Source organism: Butyrivibrio sp. LC3010 (assembly GCF_000424385.1).
In the GTDB taxonomy this organism is placed as follows: Bacteria; Bacillota; Clostridia; order Lachnospirales; family Lachnospiraceae; genus Butyrivibrio.
The window spans coordinates 99651-116381 of the sequence record NZ_AUJU01000020.1; the positions used below are offsets into that span (position 1 = coordinate 99651).

Genomic DNA, 16731 nt, shown 5'->3' on the forward strand with positions numbered 1-16731 from the left:
CAGCAGCACTAGCAAAAACTCATGAATATATTCTGCTTTTTGTCGGCATGAAGTCAAGCGCTGCTTTATGGATAGAATGGTTACTTATAGAATAAATCAGGTCTTAAGATTGAATTCCGAAACGGCTCTTGTTAATCCCATGTTGTATTTAAGGATTTGTTTTGTCATTTCCTTTGCCATATCTCTGGCGATAATAGTATTCTCAGATTTATTTACATTGTTAAATTCATTTAATTCTTTTTGCATATGGTCAATCATGTAACTGATACTATATACAGAATCAGCCATGTTATGCATTAGCATTATGGCATCGTCTATATTATCGAGAAGATATCTGCGCATATCCAATATTGGTATCCTGTAAATGATACAATCATTATAAGTAACTGCAGTATATACGGACGGTTTTTGGGTGAAAAATCCGAGTTCTCCAACAAAATTACCCTTTGATAGTATGCCCAGAAGACATTCATTTTTTGTGCCATAACCGGTATAAATCTCCACATTACCACTTACAATTTTATGCAGATCTTTATTTTTTTCACCTTCCTTTATTATGATTGTTCCCTCTGGCACAGATATATTCATAAGGACCTCCTCTTAGAAATACAATAACTATAATAAAATTATACATGAATCAGTATATGCGAAAGCAGAATAATGTTTATTTAAAAATAAATATTATATAAAATAAAAAATTGAAGACTTTATGATTTTTATCTCGTTATATTATATGAGAGACGAAAATAAGATTTTGCTGGTGATATTGGAGCTAAAGGGTGAAAAAAGTAGAGGCAAAGGACAATTTAATACGCTGGATGGACCAATATAAGAAGCTGGTTTTTTCCATCTGCCTTAGAATGACCGGAGATTATTTTACAGCAGAAGATATTGCTCAGGAAACTTTCCTCTCGGCATATATGCACATGGACAGCTTTGATGGAGAAAATGAAAAGGCCTGGATTTGCAGAATTGCGGCAAATAAATGTACAGATTATCTGCGTAGTGCTGCTGCAAGGGCTCTTCCGACTGCAGAAGATGAGATGCCTGATTTGGATGACGGTTATTTGGGCGGAGGTATTTCTTCAAATAATCCGGCAGAAATATACGAATCAGAAGCAGTTATGAGTAGCTTCACAAAATGTTGTAAAGAATTACCAGATGGCTACAATGAAGTGGCTCTTGAGCATTTCGTGAACGGAAGGACAGCAAAAGAGATTGCAGAAGAAAATGGATCAAACATAAAAACAGTACAGACAAGAATTTATCGTGCGAAAGAAATGCTGAAAAAATCTTATGGAGAGGAGTGGCTTCGTGCATGAATGATGATTTTAAATATTTAAGCGATGATGATTTGAATAGTCTTATCGAATCAACTGAAAAAGCAGGCCTTCTTGAACCTCCGATTAGTTTTGAGGCAGAAGTGCTAAAGAGACTTGAAAGAGCAGAAATGAAAAGCACTGTTTCTTTTGAGGACAAAAAGAGAGAGTACAAGAAATTCAGATTTCAGGTATGTATGGCCATGGCTGCTGCGGTTCTATTTCTGATAGTTTCGCCATTTATATCGGAGAGTGACAGCATAAATGCTATAAAAGCTCAGGTAGTTGAAAAACAGACTTCAGAAAGAATAAGAACAAATTACGTGTCAGCAATTTTAGGAAATCACGTAATGAGTGAGACGATGACCGGATGTCATTTTGATAAGGACAAGGAGGATTGATATGAAAGCACAGAAGAGAGGATTTTTTAATTTTATATTTGCATTTATGCCGGGGGCTGCTGAAATGTATATGGGGTTCATGAAAATGGGAATAAGCATTATGGGCAGCTTTATGGGAATGATAGGAATCATAGGCTTTTTAGGATTAAGTGATGCGTTTATGATTATACCGGTTGTACTGTGGTTTTATGCCTTTTTCCATGCAAGAAATCTTGCAACCTGTAATCCTCAATTTTTCATGACAGTACAGGATGATTATTTTTGGAATGAGCTTTTTGGTGAGAAAAAGATAAATATTCAATCATCAACTGCAAGAAAGATTGTTGCCTGGGTTCTCATTATCGCCGGCTTATCAATAATATGGAATATGATAATGAGTCCTATTTCTGAAGGCTTGAATTATATCGCGGATTACACCGGACTGGCTATCTTCGAAATTATAAATAATGCATTTTATTTTTTACCTACATTCATATTCGCAATTGTAATCGTATATATCGGAATAAGACTTATTATTGGAAAAAAGAAAGACCTGTATATTACTGATAAATATATGGATAGTGCACCCATTTATACTCAAAATGAGTTTACCAAGAAAGATGATCAGGAAAAAGGTCAGGGTGTTATTTGATTTTGAGAAGAGCACTAGCAAGGTTGAGCTATACAAGTCCACTTAGATAGGCTTTATTGAGATTAGTGGAGTCATATAAGTTCACTAGGATAGGCTTTTGTCGAGCTTAGTGGAGCGAGGAACAGAATAGAAATTCAAAGATACCTTGTCAAATACTAAAAAAGAAGGTGGATCACAATACGGGTCCACCTTCTTTTTATAGTTTATTTAGAAGTCAACTTCTGTGTCGTAGTAGCAGCACTTAAGAAGTTTTTCCATCTCTTCCTGACTGGGCTGACGAGGATTTGATCCTGTGCAGGCATCAAGGAGAGCGTTGGCAGCAATGTCATGAAGTCTCTCAAGGAAAACATCCTCAGGTACAAAGCCCTGTTCTGCCGGAAGGCCGTCAGCACCGTAATGATTGATGCTGTGAGGAATATTGAGGTCATCATTCATCTTGCGGAGATACTTAATAAGAAGGTCTACCTTCTCGTCATCATTTGATCCTCCAAGATGCATGTAATCAGCAATAACACCATAGCGCTTCTTAGCTACAGGATCCTTTGCGTTGAATGCAACGACCTTAGGAAGATACATAGCATTTGCAGCACCATGAATAATGTGAGCGCCGAGATCAGCGAAAACAGCACCGGTCTTGTGAGCCATAGAGTGAACGATACCAAGGAGTGCATTAGAGAATGCCATACCTGCAAGGCACTGAGCATTGTGCATAGCATCTCTTGCTTCCATGTCTTCGTTATATGACTTAACAAGGTTGTCCATGATCATTTCGATTGCGTGGATAGCAAGCGGATCTGTGTAGTCACAGTTAGCTGTAGAAACATAAGCCTCAATAGCATGAGTAATAGCATCCATACCTGTGTGAGCAACAAGCTTTTTAGGCATTGTGTGTGCAAGCTCGGGATCAACGATAGCTACATCGGGAGTAATCTCAAAGTCTGCGATAGGATACTTGATACCCTTCTGATAATCAGTGATGATTGAAAAAGCTGTAACCTCTGTTGCTGTGCCTGAAGTAGAAGAGATAGCACAGAACTTAGCTTTTGTGCGAAGCTTCGGAAGACCGAATACCTTACACATATCTTCAAATGTGGTGTCAGGATACTCATACTTGATCCACATAGCTTTAGCTGCATCAATAGGTGAACCACCGCCGATAGCAACAATCCAGTCAGGCTGGAATTTCTCCATGGCTGCTGCACCCTTCATAACAGTTTCAACGGAAGGATCGGGCTCAATACCCTCATAGAGCTCAACTTCCATTCCTGCTTCCTTCAAATACTCTTCAACCTTCTGAAGGAATCCCCCTCTTTTCATAGATCCGCCACCTGTGCAGACCATAGCTCTTTTGCCCTCAAAAGTCTTTAACGCCTCAAGAGCACCTTTTCCGTGATAGATGTCTCTGGGCAATGTAAAACGTGCCATACTAAAAAACCTCCTTATTGCTTATTGAATTTGTTAAAAATGTTAAACAAATAACGTAACCCTAAGGATTATTATAGTATAAAACGTCAAAAATAAAAAGCAAAATAAGTATTTATATGTGAAATATGACCTTCCAAACAAAGAGATGAAAATGCGTTCAAGAATCCTGCCTTTGGCAGGACACACCCCTTACTTCGCGAGGACCTGCCCCATACGATTCCCGTTTTCATGAAGAAAAATATGAAACTATGCATATTCAGCAAAACTGCTACTTGATTGAATTACACTTAATTTACTATTAGTACTATACTTTAATCTCTAGTAGTACTATATTTAGAAACTTTCTTAATACACTGTTTTAGTACTATATTTAAGAAACTTTTTTAATACACTGTTTTAGTACTATCGTATATAAAATCCATGAGAATACTCCGGTAGTGAACCATGCCAGTGCATCACCTGCTACTGCGATGGCATAACTGTGAAGTCTGATTGAAACATAGGCTGTTAAAAGCCTTGATGTCAATTCCATAAAACCAAGGGTTAGAGCTGTTTTTCCGTACCCACAGGCCTGCATGGCATTTCTGTATATGAAAATCATACAAAGCGGGATATAGAATAGGGCAGCTTCTGTAATATATATTCTGCAATAAGGCATATATTCTGCAAGATTTACACTACTGTCAAAGAACAGAGAAACAATATAAGGCATAAGAACAACACTTAAAATACCGGTTATTATAGAATACACCACGGATATTTTCATAGCATCCTTTGTACCCTGGTGAACTCTGTCCAGATTCCCAAAACCGTAGTTTTGTCCTACATAGGCAGCTGTAGCCTGACCGATTGAAGGCATGCCTGCTGTCATTAGATTTACAACTTTTCCGGCAGCCGTAAATCCGCCAATTGCAACAGACTGATATATGTTGATTGATGCCTGCATTACCATTGTGCCTGATGAAGTTATTCCGAATTGAAGTGCCATGGGAATGCCGATATTCAGCTGTTTTGCTGCAAAATTGGCATCCATCTTCCAGCAACCTTTCTGGGGCCTTAGAAGATCAACGTTCTTATAAATGTATATTGCACACAGGATAACAGAAATTCCCTGCGAGAGATCTGTAGCAAGGGCAGCACCAAAGGTTCCAAGACGGAAAATTACGATAAATAATAAATCCAGCAAAATGTTTAAAAATGCTGAGAAAATCAAAAAGTACAGAGGTGTTTTACTGTTCCCTATTGCTCTTAGTGAAGATGCGAGAAGGTTATATCCTATAAGTGCTATACTGCCTGCGCATATTGTAATTATGTAGGAATAAGCATCTTTGTATATGTCATCAGGAGTATTCATTATATGTAGCAAAGAAGGCATGACCAAAATAGCTATAACAGTTACAACGAATGTACTTATGATGCCAAGTAAGATTGCATTGATGAAAGCCTTTTTTGTTCCAGCATCATCACCTGCACCGAATTTATGGCTGATAAGCACTGTGTATCCTGTGGTAAGACCATTGGCAAGTCCCATGATCATGAACATGATAGTTCCTGTGGATCCCACCGCTGCCAAAGCTTTTGGTCCAACGAAACGGCCGACTATAACTGTATCCACCATATTATAAAATTGCTGGAATATGAATCCTAAAAATATCGGTATAACAAATCTCAATAAAATATTAAGAGGCTTTCCCTCAGTCATTTTTCCGTTCATAAGTACATTCTCCATAGACATACGAAATTATTTATATGATTTTATGCTCTAAAAAAATCATTTTCAATATAGCTTTTATAAAAAACTTGAAAATTTTAGATAATAATAATATAATTTAGGAAAATATAAAATAGTTCAGAACGAATTAAAAATAAATCAATGTCTAAGATTAACTTATAACCTGAACTATTGATCAAAATTCTTTAAACCATTAAGGGATTAGTAGCTGTCAGCATACTTCTTTTGGAGTGCTTACAGTATCCGTATCCTGATGGAATGAGATAGATTAAAGCTACGTTTATCAGAGGAGCTGGTTATTATGAGTAATGAGAAAGACCTTAAATACAATGAACCATGGATACTCCAGAGAGCAGATCCTTATGTTCTCAAGGCAGATGATGGTTTTTATTATTTTACTGCATCTGTGCCCGAATACGACAGAATTGCACTTAGAAGATCAACTACTCTTCAGGGACTTAAAGATGCTGAGGAACATACAATCTGGACGAAGCATGACTCAGGGGTAATGAGTAAACATGTCTGGGCCCCGGAGCTTCATTATGTGATGGGAAAATGGTACATCTACTTTGCTGCCGGAGATGTCGATGACATATGGGCGATTCGTCCATATGTGCTTGAATGTCAGGGCGATGATCCCATAAACGATGAGTGGATCGAAAAAGGTAAAATTAAAAGAGCTGCTGATGATGAGTTTTCATTTGAAGCATTTTCGCTGGATGGTACAGTGTTTGAGCATAAAGGTGACTGGTATTACATCTGGGCTGAGAAGGTAGGAGTCGGAAAACAAATATCAAATCTCTATATTGCAAAAATGAAGTCACCCTATGAACTTGAGACTGTGCAGGTGCTTCTTACAACACCTGACTATGATTGGGAAAGAGTTGGTTTCTGGGTAAACGAAGGCCCTGCGGTGCTTAAAAGAAATGGCAGGATATTTGTCACATATTCAGCCAGCGAAACAGGAATTGCATACTGCGTTGGTATGCTGACTGCTGATGAAGATGCTGACTTACTGGATCCAAGATCCTGGTCAAAAGAGCGCTATCCTGTTTTGAAGAGTGATGCAGATGCTGTTGTTTATGGCCCAGGACACAATTCATTTACTGTAGATGAGGATGGCAATGACATAATGGTTTATCATGCCAGAACCGAGACAGAGATAGTCGGAGATCCTCTTTACAATCCCAATCGCCATGCGATGTTAATGAAAATTAAATACGACGAAAGCGGTCGTCCGGTTTTTTCCTGTAGATAATAATCGGTTATAAGGCTTAAATCCCTGTCTTTCGTATGAAAGATGGGGATTTTTTCCACCTTAAGGGTAATTACATTTGATTTCCTTTAGGATAAAAACGATGCGCTATGGATGTGCCTCATGCGCAGATGAATTTTGAAAGTTAAGTTTAGTGCTGGTGCGAAAGGAATGATATGAGAAGAAGGAATTTTTATAAGAGGACGCTGGCTGCAATCTGTACTTCCCTTATGGTTGGGACTCTTTCAGGATGCGCAGGAAATGCAGCAAAAAACAATGAAGCAGAAGTCAGTGATACTCAAAGCGAGAATGCCACGAACAATAATAATGGAAGTGCAGATGCTGCACAGGGAGATGACGAAGTGAATCAGAATGAACTGAGTGAATCTGAAATAAAAAAAGGTGTATACAAAAATGCTGTGAGTTGCCATGATCCACAGATTATTCTTGCTGATGGTACTTATTATATGACAGGCAGTCATCAGATACTTGCAAAGTCAGATGACCTAAAGGATTGGAGCTATATCGGTAATGGGAACAATGTCTTTGACAACTTGTTTTCGGGCAGTCTCCCGGCTTTTTCTTATGTCGGGAAAAATGAAGAAGGTGGATATTCTGTCTGGGCAGCTAACACCTTTTACAACGAGATAATGCAAAAATATGTCATGTATTTTTGTACGACTTCTTCCTATATAAAATCAAATTTGTGCATGGCAGTGTCTGATGAACCTAGTGGAAAGTATACATATACGGATACGATTCTTTACTCCGGATTTACCAGTTCACATGCAGCTGAAACAGACATATATGATGTATTGGGAGAAGATGCGGATATAACGCCCTACTTAAAGCTTGGCGGGTATGATAACAAAAAGTGGCCAAACTGCATAGATCCCGCAATTTTTACGGATGCAGATGACAGAATGTGGATGGTTTATGGATCATGGTCAGGCGGAATTTTTCTTCTGGAAATTGATCCTGCCACAGGAAAACCAATTCATCCTATTGAAGAAGCTGCAAAAGGCGGAGAGGATGCTCCTGACCCGTACTATGGTTACAGACTTGTAGGCGGCGGACATCATGCAATTGAAGGCCCATATATTACCTATTCAAAAGAGTCAGGCTACTACTACCTTTTCCTTTCATATGGCGGACTTACAAGTAATGGAGGATATCAGATAAGGCAGTTTAGAAGTGAGAATCCCACAGGACCTTACGTTGATGCAGCGGGAAACAGGCTTGGCAACGAAGAAAATTACATGAGCTACGGACTTAAAATGATGGGAAATTATACACTTCCCAGCTTATCCGTTACCTATATGGCACCGGGAGGACAGTCTGTATTTCAGGATGAAAATGGAGAATACTACATTGTTTATCATCAGAGATTTGATGATGGACAGGAATTCCATGAGCCCAGAATTCATAAGCTTTTCATGACAGAGGATGGATGGTTTACGGCAGCACCATTTGAATACACAGGAGATGAGAGCATTACTTCAATTGGGGAAAATGCTAATGTGACAGATGACATGCTGAATGGAACCTTTTACCTTTTAAGTCATGGACTAGATGTGAATGACATAGTAAATAAGCCTGTTAAGTGCAAATTTGAAGCAGGCAGGATCGAATCATATGAAGGTGAAGATGCTCTGCAGGGAACTTATGCATTAAGTGGAGGTAAGACCTATGTGAATTTCACAATTGACGGAATCAGTTATGATGGCTGCGCTTTTACAATGACGGATGAAGCAGGTAACAATACACTTTGTATATCTGCAAAAGGCACTGACAATAAGACTCTGTGGGCAGTAAAATATTTGAAATAGAGCACGAAAAAGCAATTTTGTAAAGACAAGGCAGCAATATTTGATAAGTTTGTTTATTTACACAAAAAGTATTTTAAGTTTTTATATAAAATAACAAAAATGTAAAATTGTTTACAAAAATCTAAAATATTTATTGACGATGTAAATTGGATTAGTTAGAATTACTACATAAGTTAATTACTTAGACAAGTTTTTTAGGAGGTTTTAACATGAGAAGGAAATTTTTAGGTATTGCACTTGCAACCATCATGGGACTTAGTACAGTGACTGGTTGCGCAACAACAACTGTTGAAGAAGCAGGCGAAGCTGAGAGCACAACAGAAGCAAAGGAAGAGACTGCAAGTGGAGATACTGCAGAAGCATCTGATGCCGGTGAAGCTACTGAGACCGCAGATGCAGCAGAAGCTGAGAGTTCAGACGGATCATCTTCAGATTCTCTTACAGGTAATGGTGATAAGACACTTCATGTATTCCTTTACATGCAGGAGCATGAGAAGAAGATTTATGAAGATCTTGTAAAGCAGTTCGTAGATGAGCACAAGGATGAGATCAAGGAGGTTGTATTTGAGGTTACAACTCAGGATGAGTACAACCAGAAGATGATCGCTAACATGACAGCCAACGATATGCCTGATGTATTCTATGTAGGACCTGCAGCAGTTCGTTCTTATGTAGACAACGGATATGTTCTTCCTCTTGATGATTATGTAGATGCTGATACAATCAGCAGCGTATGGGGAACTACACAGGAGATTTACCGTTATGATGGTAAAAATGTTGGTAGCGGTTCTCTCTATGCACTTCCCAAGGATCTTTCATGCTTTGCATTTGCATACAACCAGGATCTGTTTGATGCAGCAGGACTTGAATATCCTGATCCCGAGAAGCCTTACACATATGATGAATTTGTCGAAGTTTGTAAGAAGCTTACAATAGATAAGGACGGCGATGGTGAGATCGATCAGTGGGGCGTTGCTAACGCAGACCAGTTCGGTATGACTCCTTTCCTTTATTCTAATGGCGTTAAGTTCCTTAACGATGATATGACAAAGGTTAATGTTGCTAACAACGAGCCTCTTAAGGAAGCACTTACATTCTACACAAATCTTACAAAAGATGGACTTACACCTTCAGTTGAGCAGGATACAGCACTTGGCGGATATCAGAGATGGCTCGATGGGCAGGTTGCATTCTATGCATGTGGTACATGGGATGTTGCAGCATTCATGGATGAGGCTACATTCCCTTACAAGTGGAACCTTTGCGGATGGCCTGTAGGACCTTCAGGTGATGGAAGATCACACACATGGATGGGTTCAGTTGGTTACTGTGTATCAGCAACATCTGAGAATCCTGATCTTGCAGCACAGCTTGCAGCTAAGCTTTCAACTGACGAAGAAGGACAGAAGGCAGTTTCCGGTATCACAACAGGTGAATCTATCCAGCTTCCTAACATCACAGAACTTGCTTATGGCGAATTCAAGGATGCAGTAAACAGCGGAAAAGTTCCTTATGCTTCAAACGTAGATGTAATCTTCGGATACTTCGACGGCAATGATCACTATGCAGCAGCTCTTCAGGAGACTGACTACACATATAACGGTGAGTGGTTCACACCTTTCTGGTCAGGCGTATTTAACATCAAGAATGGTGATATCTCTGTAGAGGATTACCTCAATCAGGTAGAGCCTGAAATGCAGGAAGCACTTGATGAAGCAATTGAACTTCAGAATTCAGCAACAAACTAATTGACATTATATCTCCTGCCTGCCAAAGGGCAGGAGATAACTTTAAACAGACTTTGAAGTGGGTTATAACTAGCATTGTTCCTTCTATATATAAGGAACGTTTTTAAGGAGTACATGATGGCATCAAAAAAAGTAAAAGTTCGGATGTCTGCGATGGCAAAGAGAGAAGAAAGATGGGCATGGTTATTTATTGCTGCACCTTTTGTAGGGTTCATGCTTTTTATGGCTTACCCAATCGTATTTGCCCTGGTTGCCAGCGCAAGCAAATGGACCGGAATCAACTCGCTGTTGGGAAATATTGTTGGTCTTAGAAACTACATTAAGATAATAAGCGATGCTAAGTTCTGGAAGGCAATGGGAACAACTATCATCTACATGATTGGTATCCCGATTGGTATGATACTTGGAATGCTCGTAGCCATGGGACTTAACAGAAAAATCCCTGGCAAGAGAGTTCTTACTACAATGTATTATGTTCCTGTAGTATCTTCACTGGTTGCTGTATCTATCCTCTGGGCATGGGTATTCAACTATGATTATGGTCTTTTGAATGGTATCTACAAAGCGCTCACAGGAATACATGGTCCTAACTGGCTTGGAGATGAGACTATGGTTAAAGTATCCATGATCATCTTTATGGTTTGGAAAGGACTCGGAGGAACGATTATCCTTTATCTTGCAGGCTTACAGAATATCCCGAGGGATTATTATGAAGCAGCAATGATTGATGGAGCAAACAGCTGGGAGAAGTTCAGAAACATCACACTGCCTCTTCTTTCACCTGTAACCTTCTATGTTCTCATCACATCGCTTATCGGTGGGTTCCAGGTTTTTGTAGAAGTACAGGTAATGACACCTTCAGGCGGACCAAACTACAGTGCAGCAACGGTTGTATTCTATCTGTATGAAAAGGCATTTACAAACGGACAGCTTGGCTACGGAAGTGCAGTAGCTGTAATTCTTGCAATAATTATCTTCATTATCACTGCCATCAATTTCTGGGGTCAGGATAAATGGGTTAAAACTATAGAGTAAAGGAGGTGTGACAGATGGAAATGGCTTTAAAATCAAATATGAATTCACAATCGCCCAAAAGAGCGAAGTCAAGTGCTAAAGACTATCAGACAGATCGCGTCACATCTTCTAAAGAGAAGATTGTTAATATAATCATCTTTGTTTTACTCTTTGCATTTGCTATAACAATGGTGTTCCCTCTTGTTTACATGGTGGCTACATCATTCATGACTAAAAATCAGATTCTTTCAGGAACATTAACACTTTTTCCTAACCCGATCCTGATTGGAAAATACAGCCAGGTACTTAGTAAAGGCCAGTTTATAAGCGGCATTATAAATACTATTACCGTAGAAATACCGGTTCTTCTAATCGGTGGATTCACTTCATCACTTTCGGCATTTGCTTTTGCCAAGATGAATTTTAGAGGTAAAAATGCCCTTTTCCTGGCATTACTTGCAACTATCATGATTCCGTTTGCAGTAGTTATGATTCCTCAGTACGTTCTCTTTACAAAACTTGGCTGGACTAACTCACTTGCACCACTTATCATTCCTGGATGCTTCGGTAATGTCAGCATGATATTCTTCTTAAGACAGAACCTTTACAGCATACCCACAGAACTCATGGATGCAGCAAAAATCGATGGCTGTAACTATTTTGAGATTTACTACAAGATATTCCTTCCCCTTATGAAGGGAGCTCTTGGAACACAGCTTATGCTTTGGTTCATGGGAATCTGGAATGATTACCTTGCACCTACGATCTTCCTTAGAAGTGAGAAACACTGGACACTTCAGGTTGTAATCAGATCCTTCAATTCATATTATGCGATTCAAAGTGATTACGCTTTAATTATGGCAGCTTCTGTAATCGCGATGTTACCTACACTGGTATTGTTCTTCTTATTCCAGAGAGTTATCATCGAATCAATTGCTATAAGTGGAATAAAGTAAAATTTTGGGACAACAGACATCATATCTGTTGTCCCTTTTCATTTTTGTCCTTTTGATGGTATCATCAAATTACCAGAAAAGAGTTAGAAACAATTATGCAAAGACAATTGCAGCACTTTAGCTGGCAGGTTTACTTGATATAGGGGGACATATGAATAGAAGAAATAAGTATGTTATTAGAAAAATCATGGCACTTATGCTGTCGGGAGTAATTGTTTTTTCATCAGGATGTGGTGTGAATAATTCCGGAAAGGCTGCAGGAGATAAGCCGCTTGAATCCGCCGATAAAGCAGATACGGCAGGTGAGACATCAAATGATTCTCCAAATAATATCATTGCAGATGATGAAAATAATGGATCTTCAAATAATAATGAAGAATCAAATAATGCCGGGAATAATCCTTTGGAAGATGATTCAGAAAATGATAACTCTACAAATGGAGATGCATCCAAAGAAAATATCCCAACAGATAGTGCGCTGAATGATGAGTCATCTCATGAACTCACAGATGAAGATCTTAAAGCGACTTTGGATTACACCTATCAGAGCCATCCAATGACGCTTAAGAATGGAGATACTGATTATGCCAGTGCTAACTACTATACAGTAAAACTTGATAAAAACGTAATTAACGAATTTGATAAGCTTCAAAAAACACTGGATGCTTTTGGCGCTGAAGGTGAGAAAGAGACTAACGAATTTTTCTCTTCAAGTGCACCGGAAATTAAGGAGATGTTTGAAAGCGAATGGAATATTCCTTATGAAGTGGCTCTTAATTACTATCCGATAAGAGCAGATGGAAAAGTATTTTCTTTCGTAGTCGAAGACTATGCATTTCTTGGAGGCGCTCACGGATATACATATTTTAAAGATTATAATTTTGACCCGGTAACCGGTAAAGAGATAGCATTCTCAGATGTTGTAAAAAATACTGAGACATTACCGGAGATAATTGCAAATGAAATTGAAAAGCAAAATGAAGATATAGCAAAAGATTTCAGGGGATATCCTGATGACAGAAATAATTTTATTTCAAGCTTCCCTGACAGACTAAAGGAAAATGCCAAAGCTTTGTCTTGGGCATTGGATTATGATGGAGTAGTGTTTTGCTTTGAGGATTATGCAATGGGTAGCTATGCCCTTGGATGGCAGATGGTAAAAGTGAAATTCAAAGATTACCCTGAAATATTTACAGATACATATGATAATTATGATGAGAGCGAAATGCCTGACATAAATGAGATAGGAAAAGAGCTTAAAGAAACTGATACCGTAACTGTCGATGCCACACCTTTTCTTACTGATATAACTGATAACAAAGGGAAATTCCCCGGAGGGTTAGACGATGATGGCAAAGGCGAAGATGAGGAATATGGTGAGGACTGGTGGTACCATGCTGTTGTCAAAAATCCCGGATGGACTTCTTTTACAGCAGACGGGATAGATACAGAAGCAGGAAAACCTTCATATGAATTAAGCGAAATCAGCTCAAACACCACAGACTGGCTTAATGAAGAAACATGGGCTAAGGAAAAAGGAATACCTCTTCCTGAAAGATTTCCATACTCAGATGAAACCTATAGCTATAGTGTTGTGAATGATGCTGATAACGGTGAACTCTCGCTTACGGTGTTTAATAATGAGCTTGGGAGTCTTGAAGGTAATTATTATTTCGATGAGTTCCTGAATCCACCTGATCAGGGAGATGGATTATTTGCAGACGTTACGACACCATATATTTACTATGCAAAAATAAAGGACAACATACTTTATGTGTCACTTGGACACAGAACCTATGCGTCAGCCAATCCTCATAAATCATATATGGTAGCAATTGATATGGTATCCGGTGAAACACTTTGGAAAAGCGATGATCAGGTATGCAGTTCATATAATTTCGTAATCCTTGGTGACAGTATTTACTGCGGATATGGATTTACCCAGGAGCCTGATTATATCTATGTACTTAATATAAAGAATGGAAAAGTACAGCAAAAAATAAATGTAAAATCAGCTCCATATTACTTTATCGTGCAGGAAGAAACCATGTATGTGCTGACATATAATACAGAATATCTGTATAAAATAGTGGATTGACATTAATTCAAAAAAGCGCGTTCCTTATTAAAAATCAAATAGGGAAAGCGCTTTTAATATTTTATTTGAGCAAATTACTTCATTAGATGTAGGACGAGACAAGTGAAAACTTGTCTGAACGAGCGGGGCCCAACCCCGTAAGTCTGTTTGGCAGGCTTAGTGGAGCTTGCGGGCAAGTGTGTACCTGGCAGAAATTCAAAATGCTCTTATTCCTCAACTGTAATAGGACTATATGCGATCTTAACATTTATATCCTGACTGTAGTTTCCGAAGGTCTTTCCAAAAATTGTAAGACCACCAACGTGCTCAGCGTCATCAAGTACTGCCATTTTAAACTTGATATTGCTTTTACTTGTAAGAGCAAAATGATCAATAGTAACATCAGAAATCTTCAAACCATCAATAAAAGTTCCATGATGATTTATAACAAGCATCTTCAAAAGACCATACTGATTCCAGTTAGGAAACCACCAATCCGGCGTGAATATACCTTTCACATCACCAAAGTCTCCCGGTGAAACCCATGTCCCTAAAAATTCATTATTAATAAAGAAAGAAATATCAGAAGGCCATACATTATTTACACCGGGTGCCTCGCTTGATAACTCTGCAGAGATACATATTTCATCGATTTTCTGATTAAAAGGGATGAAATTAGGTACAACATATTCTACATAACCCTTGGTAAACCAAAGAATATCAGCGTTGTAACGATCAGGATGTGAAAAATACCTGGTGTCATCTACCTGCCCTACAATCTGAGTTGATGATGCAAGCCCGCAGGTAGGGTATACTTCGTAATCTGAAAACTGTCCTACTTTTATATCAGCAGTATAAATATTTTCATCGTGTTCATCATCCTGAATATCGATTAGAATTTTATCAACGTGCACAGAGCAAATCTTCTGATTACCATGACCATTCGTCTCGTTGCTGACTGTGATCATTCCACATTCCTCAAGCTTGCGAATGTGACTTGTAAGAGCACCATTCGTTATATTTAAACGGCTTGCAAGTTCATTCATATTCATGCCGTTTTCTTCTAATAAAATCTTGATTATCTCTATTCGTACATCAGAACCGAGTGCCTTGAAAAGATCAAGACCTTCTGAAAGTGATTTAATATGAAGCATGATAACTCCTTTAAATAAAAGTAAAATATTTAACATTAATATAATATCACAGAAGCTGTCTAAGATTCAATTATAAAATCTTTGTAAAAATTGTAATAAATATCGATAAAGGGATATAAAAGTATTGTAATTTCGAAAGTGTAGTAGTGCAAAAATTTACCGTAAATGTTATTGTATTTTCTAACAGCAAAAAAGTAATAATTTTAAACACCAAAAATTATGATGCATACATTTAATGCAGGAATTAATATAGCAGACTATTTGCTAAAAGAATAGCAAAATTTGTTATAGAGTTGGATTATTTCCTGGACTACTGAAATATTCTTTCTATATCAGTAATCCTAATTGTCTGTTGGAAAAGAATATAGTGTAGCAGATGTGTTAGTTGCATCATAATATAAGTAGAAAACAGAATGATTGGCATAAAGAGAGCGGCTACATGAAAGCCGGTTCTTACTTCATGTGCATTATTCGTTTGAATACTATTCCTTAATTCTTGAGTGATTTTAGAAGTCTTTGATTGCATATTGGATAATTCTAAAATTAATATATAGCTAAAAGCTAGTGCTACTGTCATCAAATAAGTCGACTTTATTACTTGTCTAAATTGTCTTCTGCTGCGTTGGCGTCAATCGCCGTACCACCCGGTACGACTCATTCCTCCGCCTTGCAGAAGAACAATTTATACTTCGTAAAAAGTCGAGGTATTTAATGACAGCAGCACTAGTAAACAGCTAGAAATATGGAAACTGGTGGAAAAAATAAAAAAACATGAAATTTGTTGTTGACACTATCATAGGTGAGTGATATATTAAATATCGCTGCGGCGCACGGCAAACATACGAATGCCTGCAAGCCTAGTATTTAAGCACTTTGACAATGAAATAGTAATGCAACCCTGAAAATTCCAAAAAGAATATTCAGAGAACAAAACAACCTAACTAAAGGTAAAACGGACAGAACAAAAGCCAAGCTTAAGTTCTGGTCAGAAGACGAACGATCTTAAACAGAGATGTTTGAGAAACATTTAAACGTGAGAGTTCGATCCTGGCTCAGGATGAACGCTGGCGGCGTGCCTAACACATGCAAGTCGAACGGAAGATTATCGCTGATGAAGCTTCGGCAGAATCTTGATAATCTTTAGTGGCGGACGGGTGAGTAACGCGTGGGCAACCTGCCTCGTACTGGGG

At 38.3% G+C, this 16731-nt stretch carries 13 protein-coding genes and 1 rRNA gene; 10 read left to right on the forward strand and 4 right to left on the reverse strand.

The genetic code is table 11. The features are described 5' to 3' along the window. Positions 1-96: 96 nt before the first annotated feature. Positions 97-588: a cyclic nucleotide-binding domain-containing protein gene (locus tag G622_RS24715; RefSeq protein ID WP_049945847.1), complete on the reverse strand. Its 492-nt coding sequence runs from the start codon at positions 586-588 to the stop codon at positions 97-99. 191 nt (positions 589-779) lie between these two features. Between G622_RS24715 and G622_RS0112855 the strand changes: the two genes are divergently transcribed. From G622_RS0112855 to G622_RS0112865, 3 genes are read left to right on the forward strand one after another with little or no spacing between them, the layout of a single operon-like run. After that, positions 780-1322 (forward strand): RNA polymerase sigma factor, encoded by a 543-nt coding sequence (locus tag G622_RS0112855; protein WP_026511055.1) that lies wholly within the window; start codon positions 780-782, stop codon positions 1320-1322. Beyond that, positions 1319-1720: a hypothetical protein gene (locus tag G622_RS0112860; RefSeq protein WP_026511056.1), complete on the forward strand. Its 402-nt coding sequence runs from the start codon at positions 1319-1321 to the stop codon at positions 1718-1720. The genes G622_RS0112855 and G622_RS0112860 overlap by 4 nt, the downstream gene beginning before the upstream one ends. Position 1721: 1 nt before the next feature. Next, complete coding sequence (locus tag G622_RS0112865; RefSeq protein WP_026511057.1) at positions 1722-2351, forward strand: hypothetical protein; 630 nt, start codon at positions 1722-1724, stop codon at positions 2349-2351. 207 nt (positions 2352-2558) lie between these two features. Here G622_RS0112865 and G622_RS0112870 read toward each other — a convergent pair whose 3' ends face one another. After that, positions 2559-3776, reverse strand: a complete 1218-nt coding sequence (locus G622_RS0112870; RefSeq protein ID WP_026511058.1) for an iron-containing alcohol dehydrogenase — start codon at positions 3774-3776, stop codon at positions 2559-2561. A 370-nt stretch (positions 3777-4146) separates the two neighbouring features. After that, the gene (locus G622_RS0112875; RefSeq protein WP_026511059.1) at positions 4147-5490 is read right to left on the reverse strand and encodes an MATE family efflux transporter; all 1344 of its coding nucleotides are present in this window, start codon (positions 5488-5490) and stop codon (positions 4147-4149) included. Positions 5491-5809: 319 nt separating this feature from the next. Here G622_RS0112875 and G622_RS0112880 point away from each other — a divergent pair, with 319 nt between their 5' ends. From G622_RS0112880 to G622_RS24720, 6 genes are all read left to right on the forward strand, one after another. Beyond that, positions 5810-6766 carry a glycoside hydrolase family 43 protein gene (locus G622_RS0112880; protein WP_026511060.1) on the forward strand — a complete coding sequence of 319 codons (957 nt, stop codon included), beginning with the start codon at positions 5810-5812 and terminating at the stop codon, positions 6764-6766. A 173-nt stretch (positions 6767-6939) separates the two neighbouring features. Beyond that, complete coding sequence (locus G622_RS22880; protein WP_044957642.1) at positions 6940-8592, forward strand: glycoside hydrolase family 43 protein; 1653 nt, start codon at positions 6940-6942, stop codon at positions 8590-8592. A gap of 209 nt (positions 8593-8801) precedes the next feature. After that, positions 8802-10340 carry an ABC transporter substrate-binding protein gene (locus G622_RS0112890; RefSeq protein ID WP_026511061.1) on the forward strand — a complete coding sequence of 513 codons (1539 nt, stop codon included), beginning with the start codon at positions 8802-8804 and terminating at the stop codon, positions 10338-10340. Positions 10341-10493: 153 nt separating this feature from the next. Next, positions 10494-11375 (forward strand): carbohydrate ABC transporter permease, encoded by an 882-nt coding sequence (locus tag G622_RS0112895; RefSeq protein ID WP_242833000.1) that lies wholly within the window; start codon positions 10494-10496, stop codon positions 11373-11375. Between the two features lie 14 nt (positions 11376-11389). Next, positions 11390-12310, forward strand: coding sequence for a carbohydrate ABC transporter permease (locus G622_RS0112900; protein WP_044913777.1), 921 nt, complete (start codon positions 11390-11392; stop codon positions 12308-12310). 151 nt (positions 12311-12461) lie between these two features. Next, complete coding sequence (locus G622_RS24720) at positions 12462-14408, forward strand: DUF3298 and DUF4163 domain-containing protein (protein ID WP_049945848.1); 1947 nt, start codon at positions 12462-12464, stop codon at positions 14406-14408. Positions 14409-14614: 206 nt separating this feature from the next. Here the strand turns inward: G622_RS24720 and G622_RS0112910 are convergent, their stop codons facing one another. Next, positions 14615-15541: an ArsR/SmtB family transcription factor gene (locus tag G622_RS0112910; RefSeq protein WP_026511064.1), complete on the reverse strand. Its 927-nt coding sequence runs from the start codon at positions 15539-15541 to the stop codon at positions 14615-14617. Positions 15542-16570: 1029 nt separating this feature from the next. Here G622_RS0112910 and G622_RS0112920 point away from each other — a divergent pair. Next, positions 16571-16731: ribosomal RNA gene (locus G622_RS0112920) — 16S ribosomal RNA — on the forward strand; the annotation flags it as partial.

Coding starts and splice junctions, on each gene's coding strand:
- G622_RS0112890 (WP_026511061.1), top strand. CDS start 8,802: ATGAGAAGGAAATTTTTAGGTATTGCACTTGCAACCATCATGGGACTT.
- G622_RS0112865 (WP_026511057.1), top strand. CDS start 1,722: ATGAAAGCACAGAAGAGAGGATTTTTTAATTTTATATTTGCATTTATG.
- G622_RS0112910 (WP_026511064.1), bottom strand. CDS start 15,541: ATGCTTCATATTAAATCACTTTCAGAAGGTCTTGATCTTTTCAAGGCA.
- G622_RS0112870 (WP_026511058.1), bottom strand. CDS start 3,776: ATGGCACGTTTTACATTGCCCAGAGACATCTATCACGGAAAAGGTGCT.
- G622_RS24720 (WP_049945848.1), top strand. CDS start 12,462: ATGAATAGAAGAAATAAGTATGTTATTAGAAAAATCATGGCACTTATG.
- G622_RS0112860 (WP_026511056.1), top strand. CDS start 1,319: ATGAATGATGATTTTAAATATTTAAGCGATGATGATTTGAATAGTCTT.
- G622_RS0112880 (WP_026511060.1), top strand. CDS start 5,810: ATGAGTAATGAGAAAGACCTTAAATACAATGAACCATGGATACTCCAG.
- G622_RS24715 (WP_049945847.1), bottom strand. CDS start 588: ATGAATATATCTGTGCCAGAGGGAACAATCATAATAAAGGAAGGTGAA.
- G622_RS0112900 (WP_044913777.1), top strand. CDS start 11,390: ATGGAAATGGCTTTAAAATCAAATATGAATTCACAATCGCCCAAAAGA.
- G622_RS0112895 (WP_242833000.1), top strand. CDS start 10,494: ATGGCAAAGAGAGAAGAAAGATGGGCATGGTTATTTATTGCTGCACCT.
- G622_RS22880 (WP_044957642.1), top strand. CDS start 6,940: ATGAGAAGAAGGAATTTTTATAAGAGGACGCTGGCTGCAATCTGTACT.
- G622_RS0112875 (WP_026511059.1), bottom strand. CDS start 5,490: ATGAACGGAAAAATGACTGAGGGAAAGCCTCTTAATATTTTATTGAGA.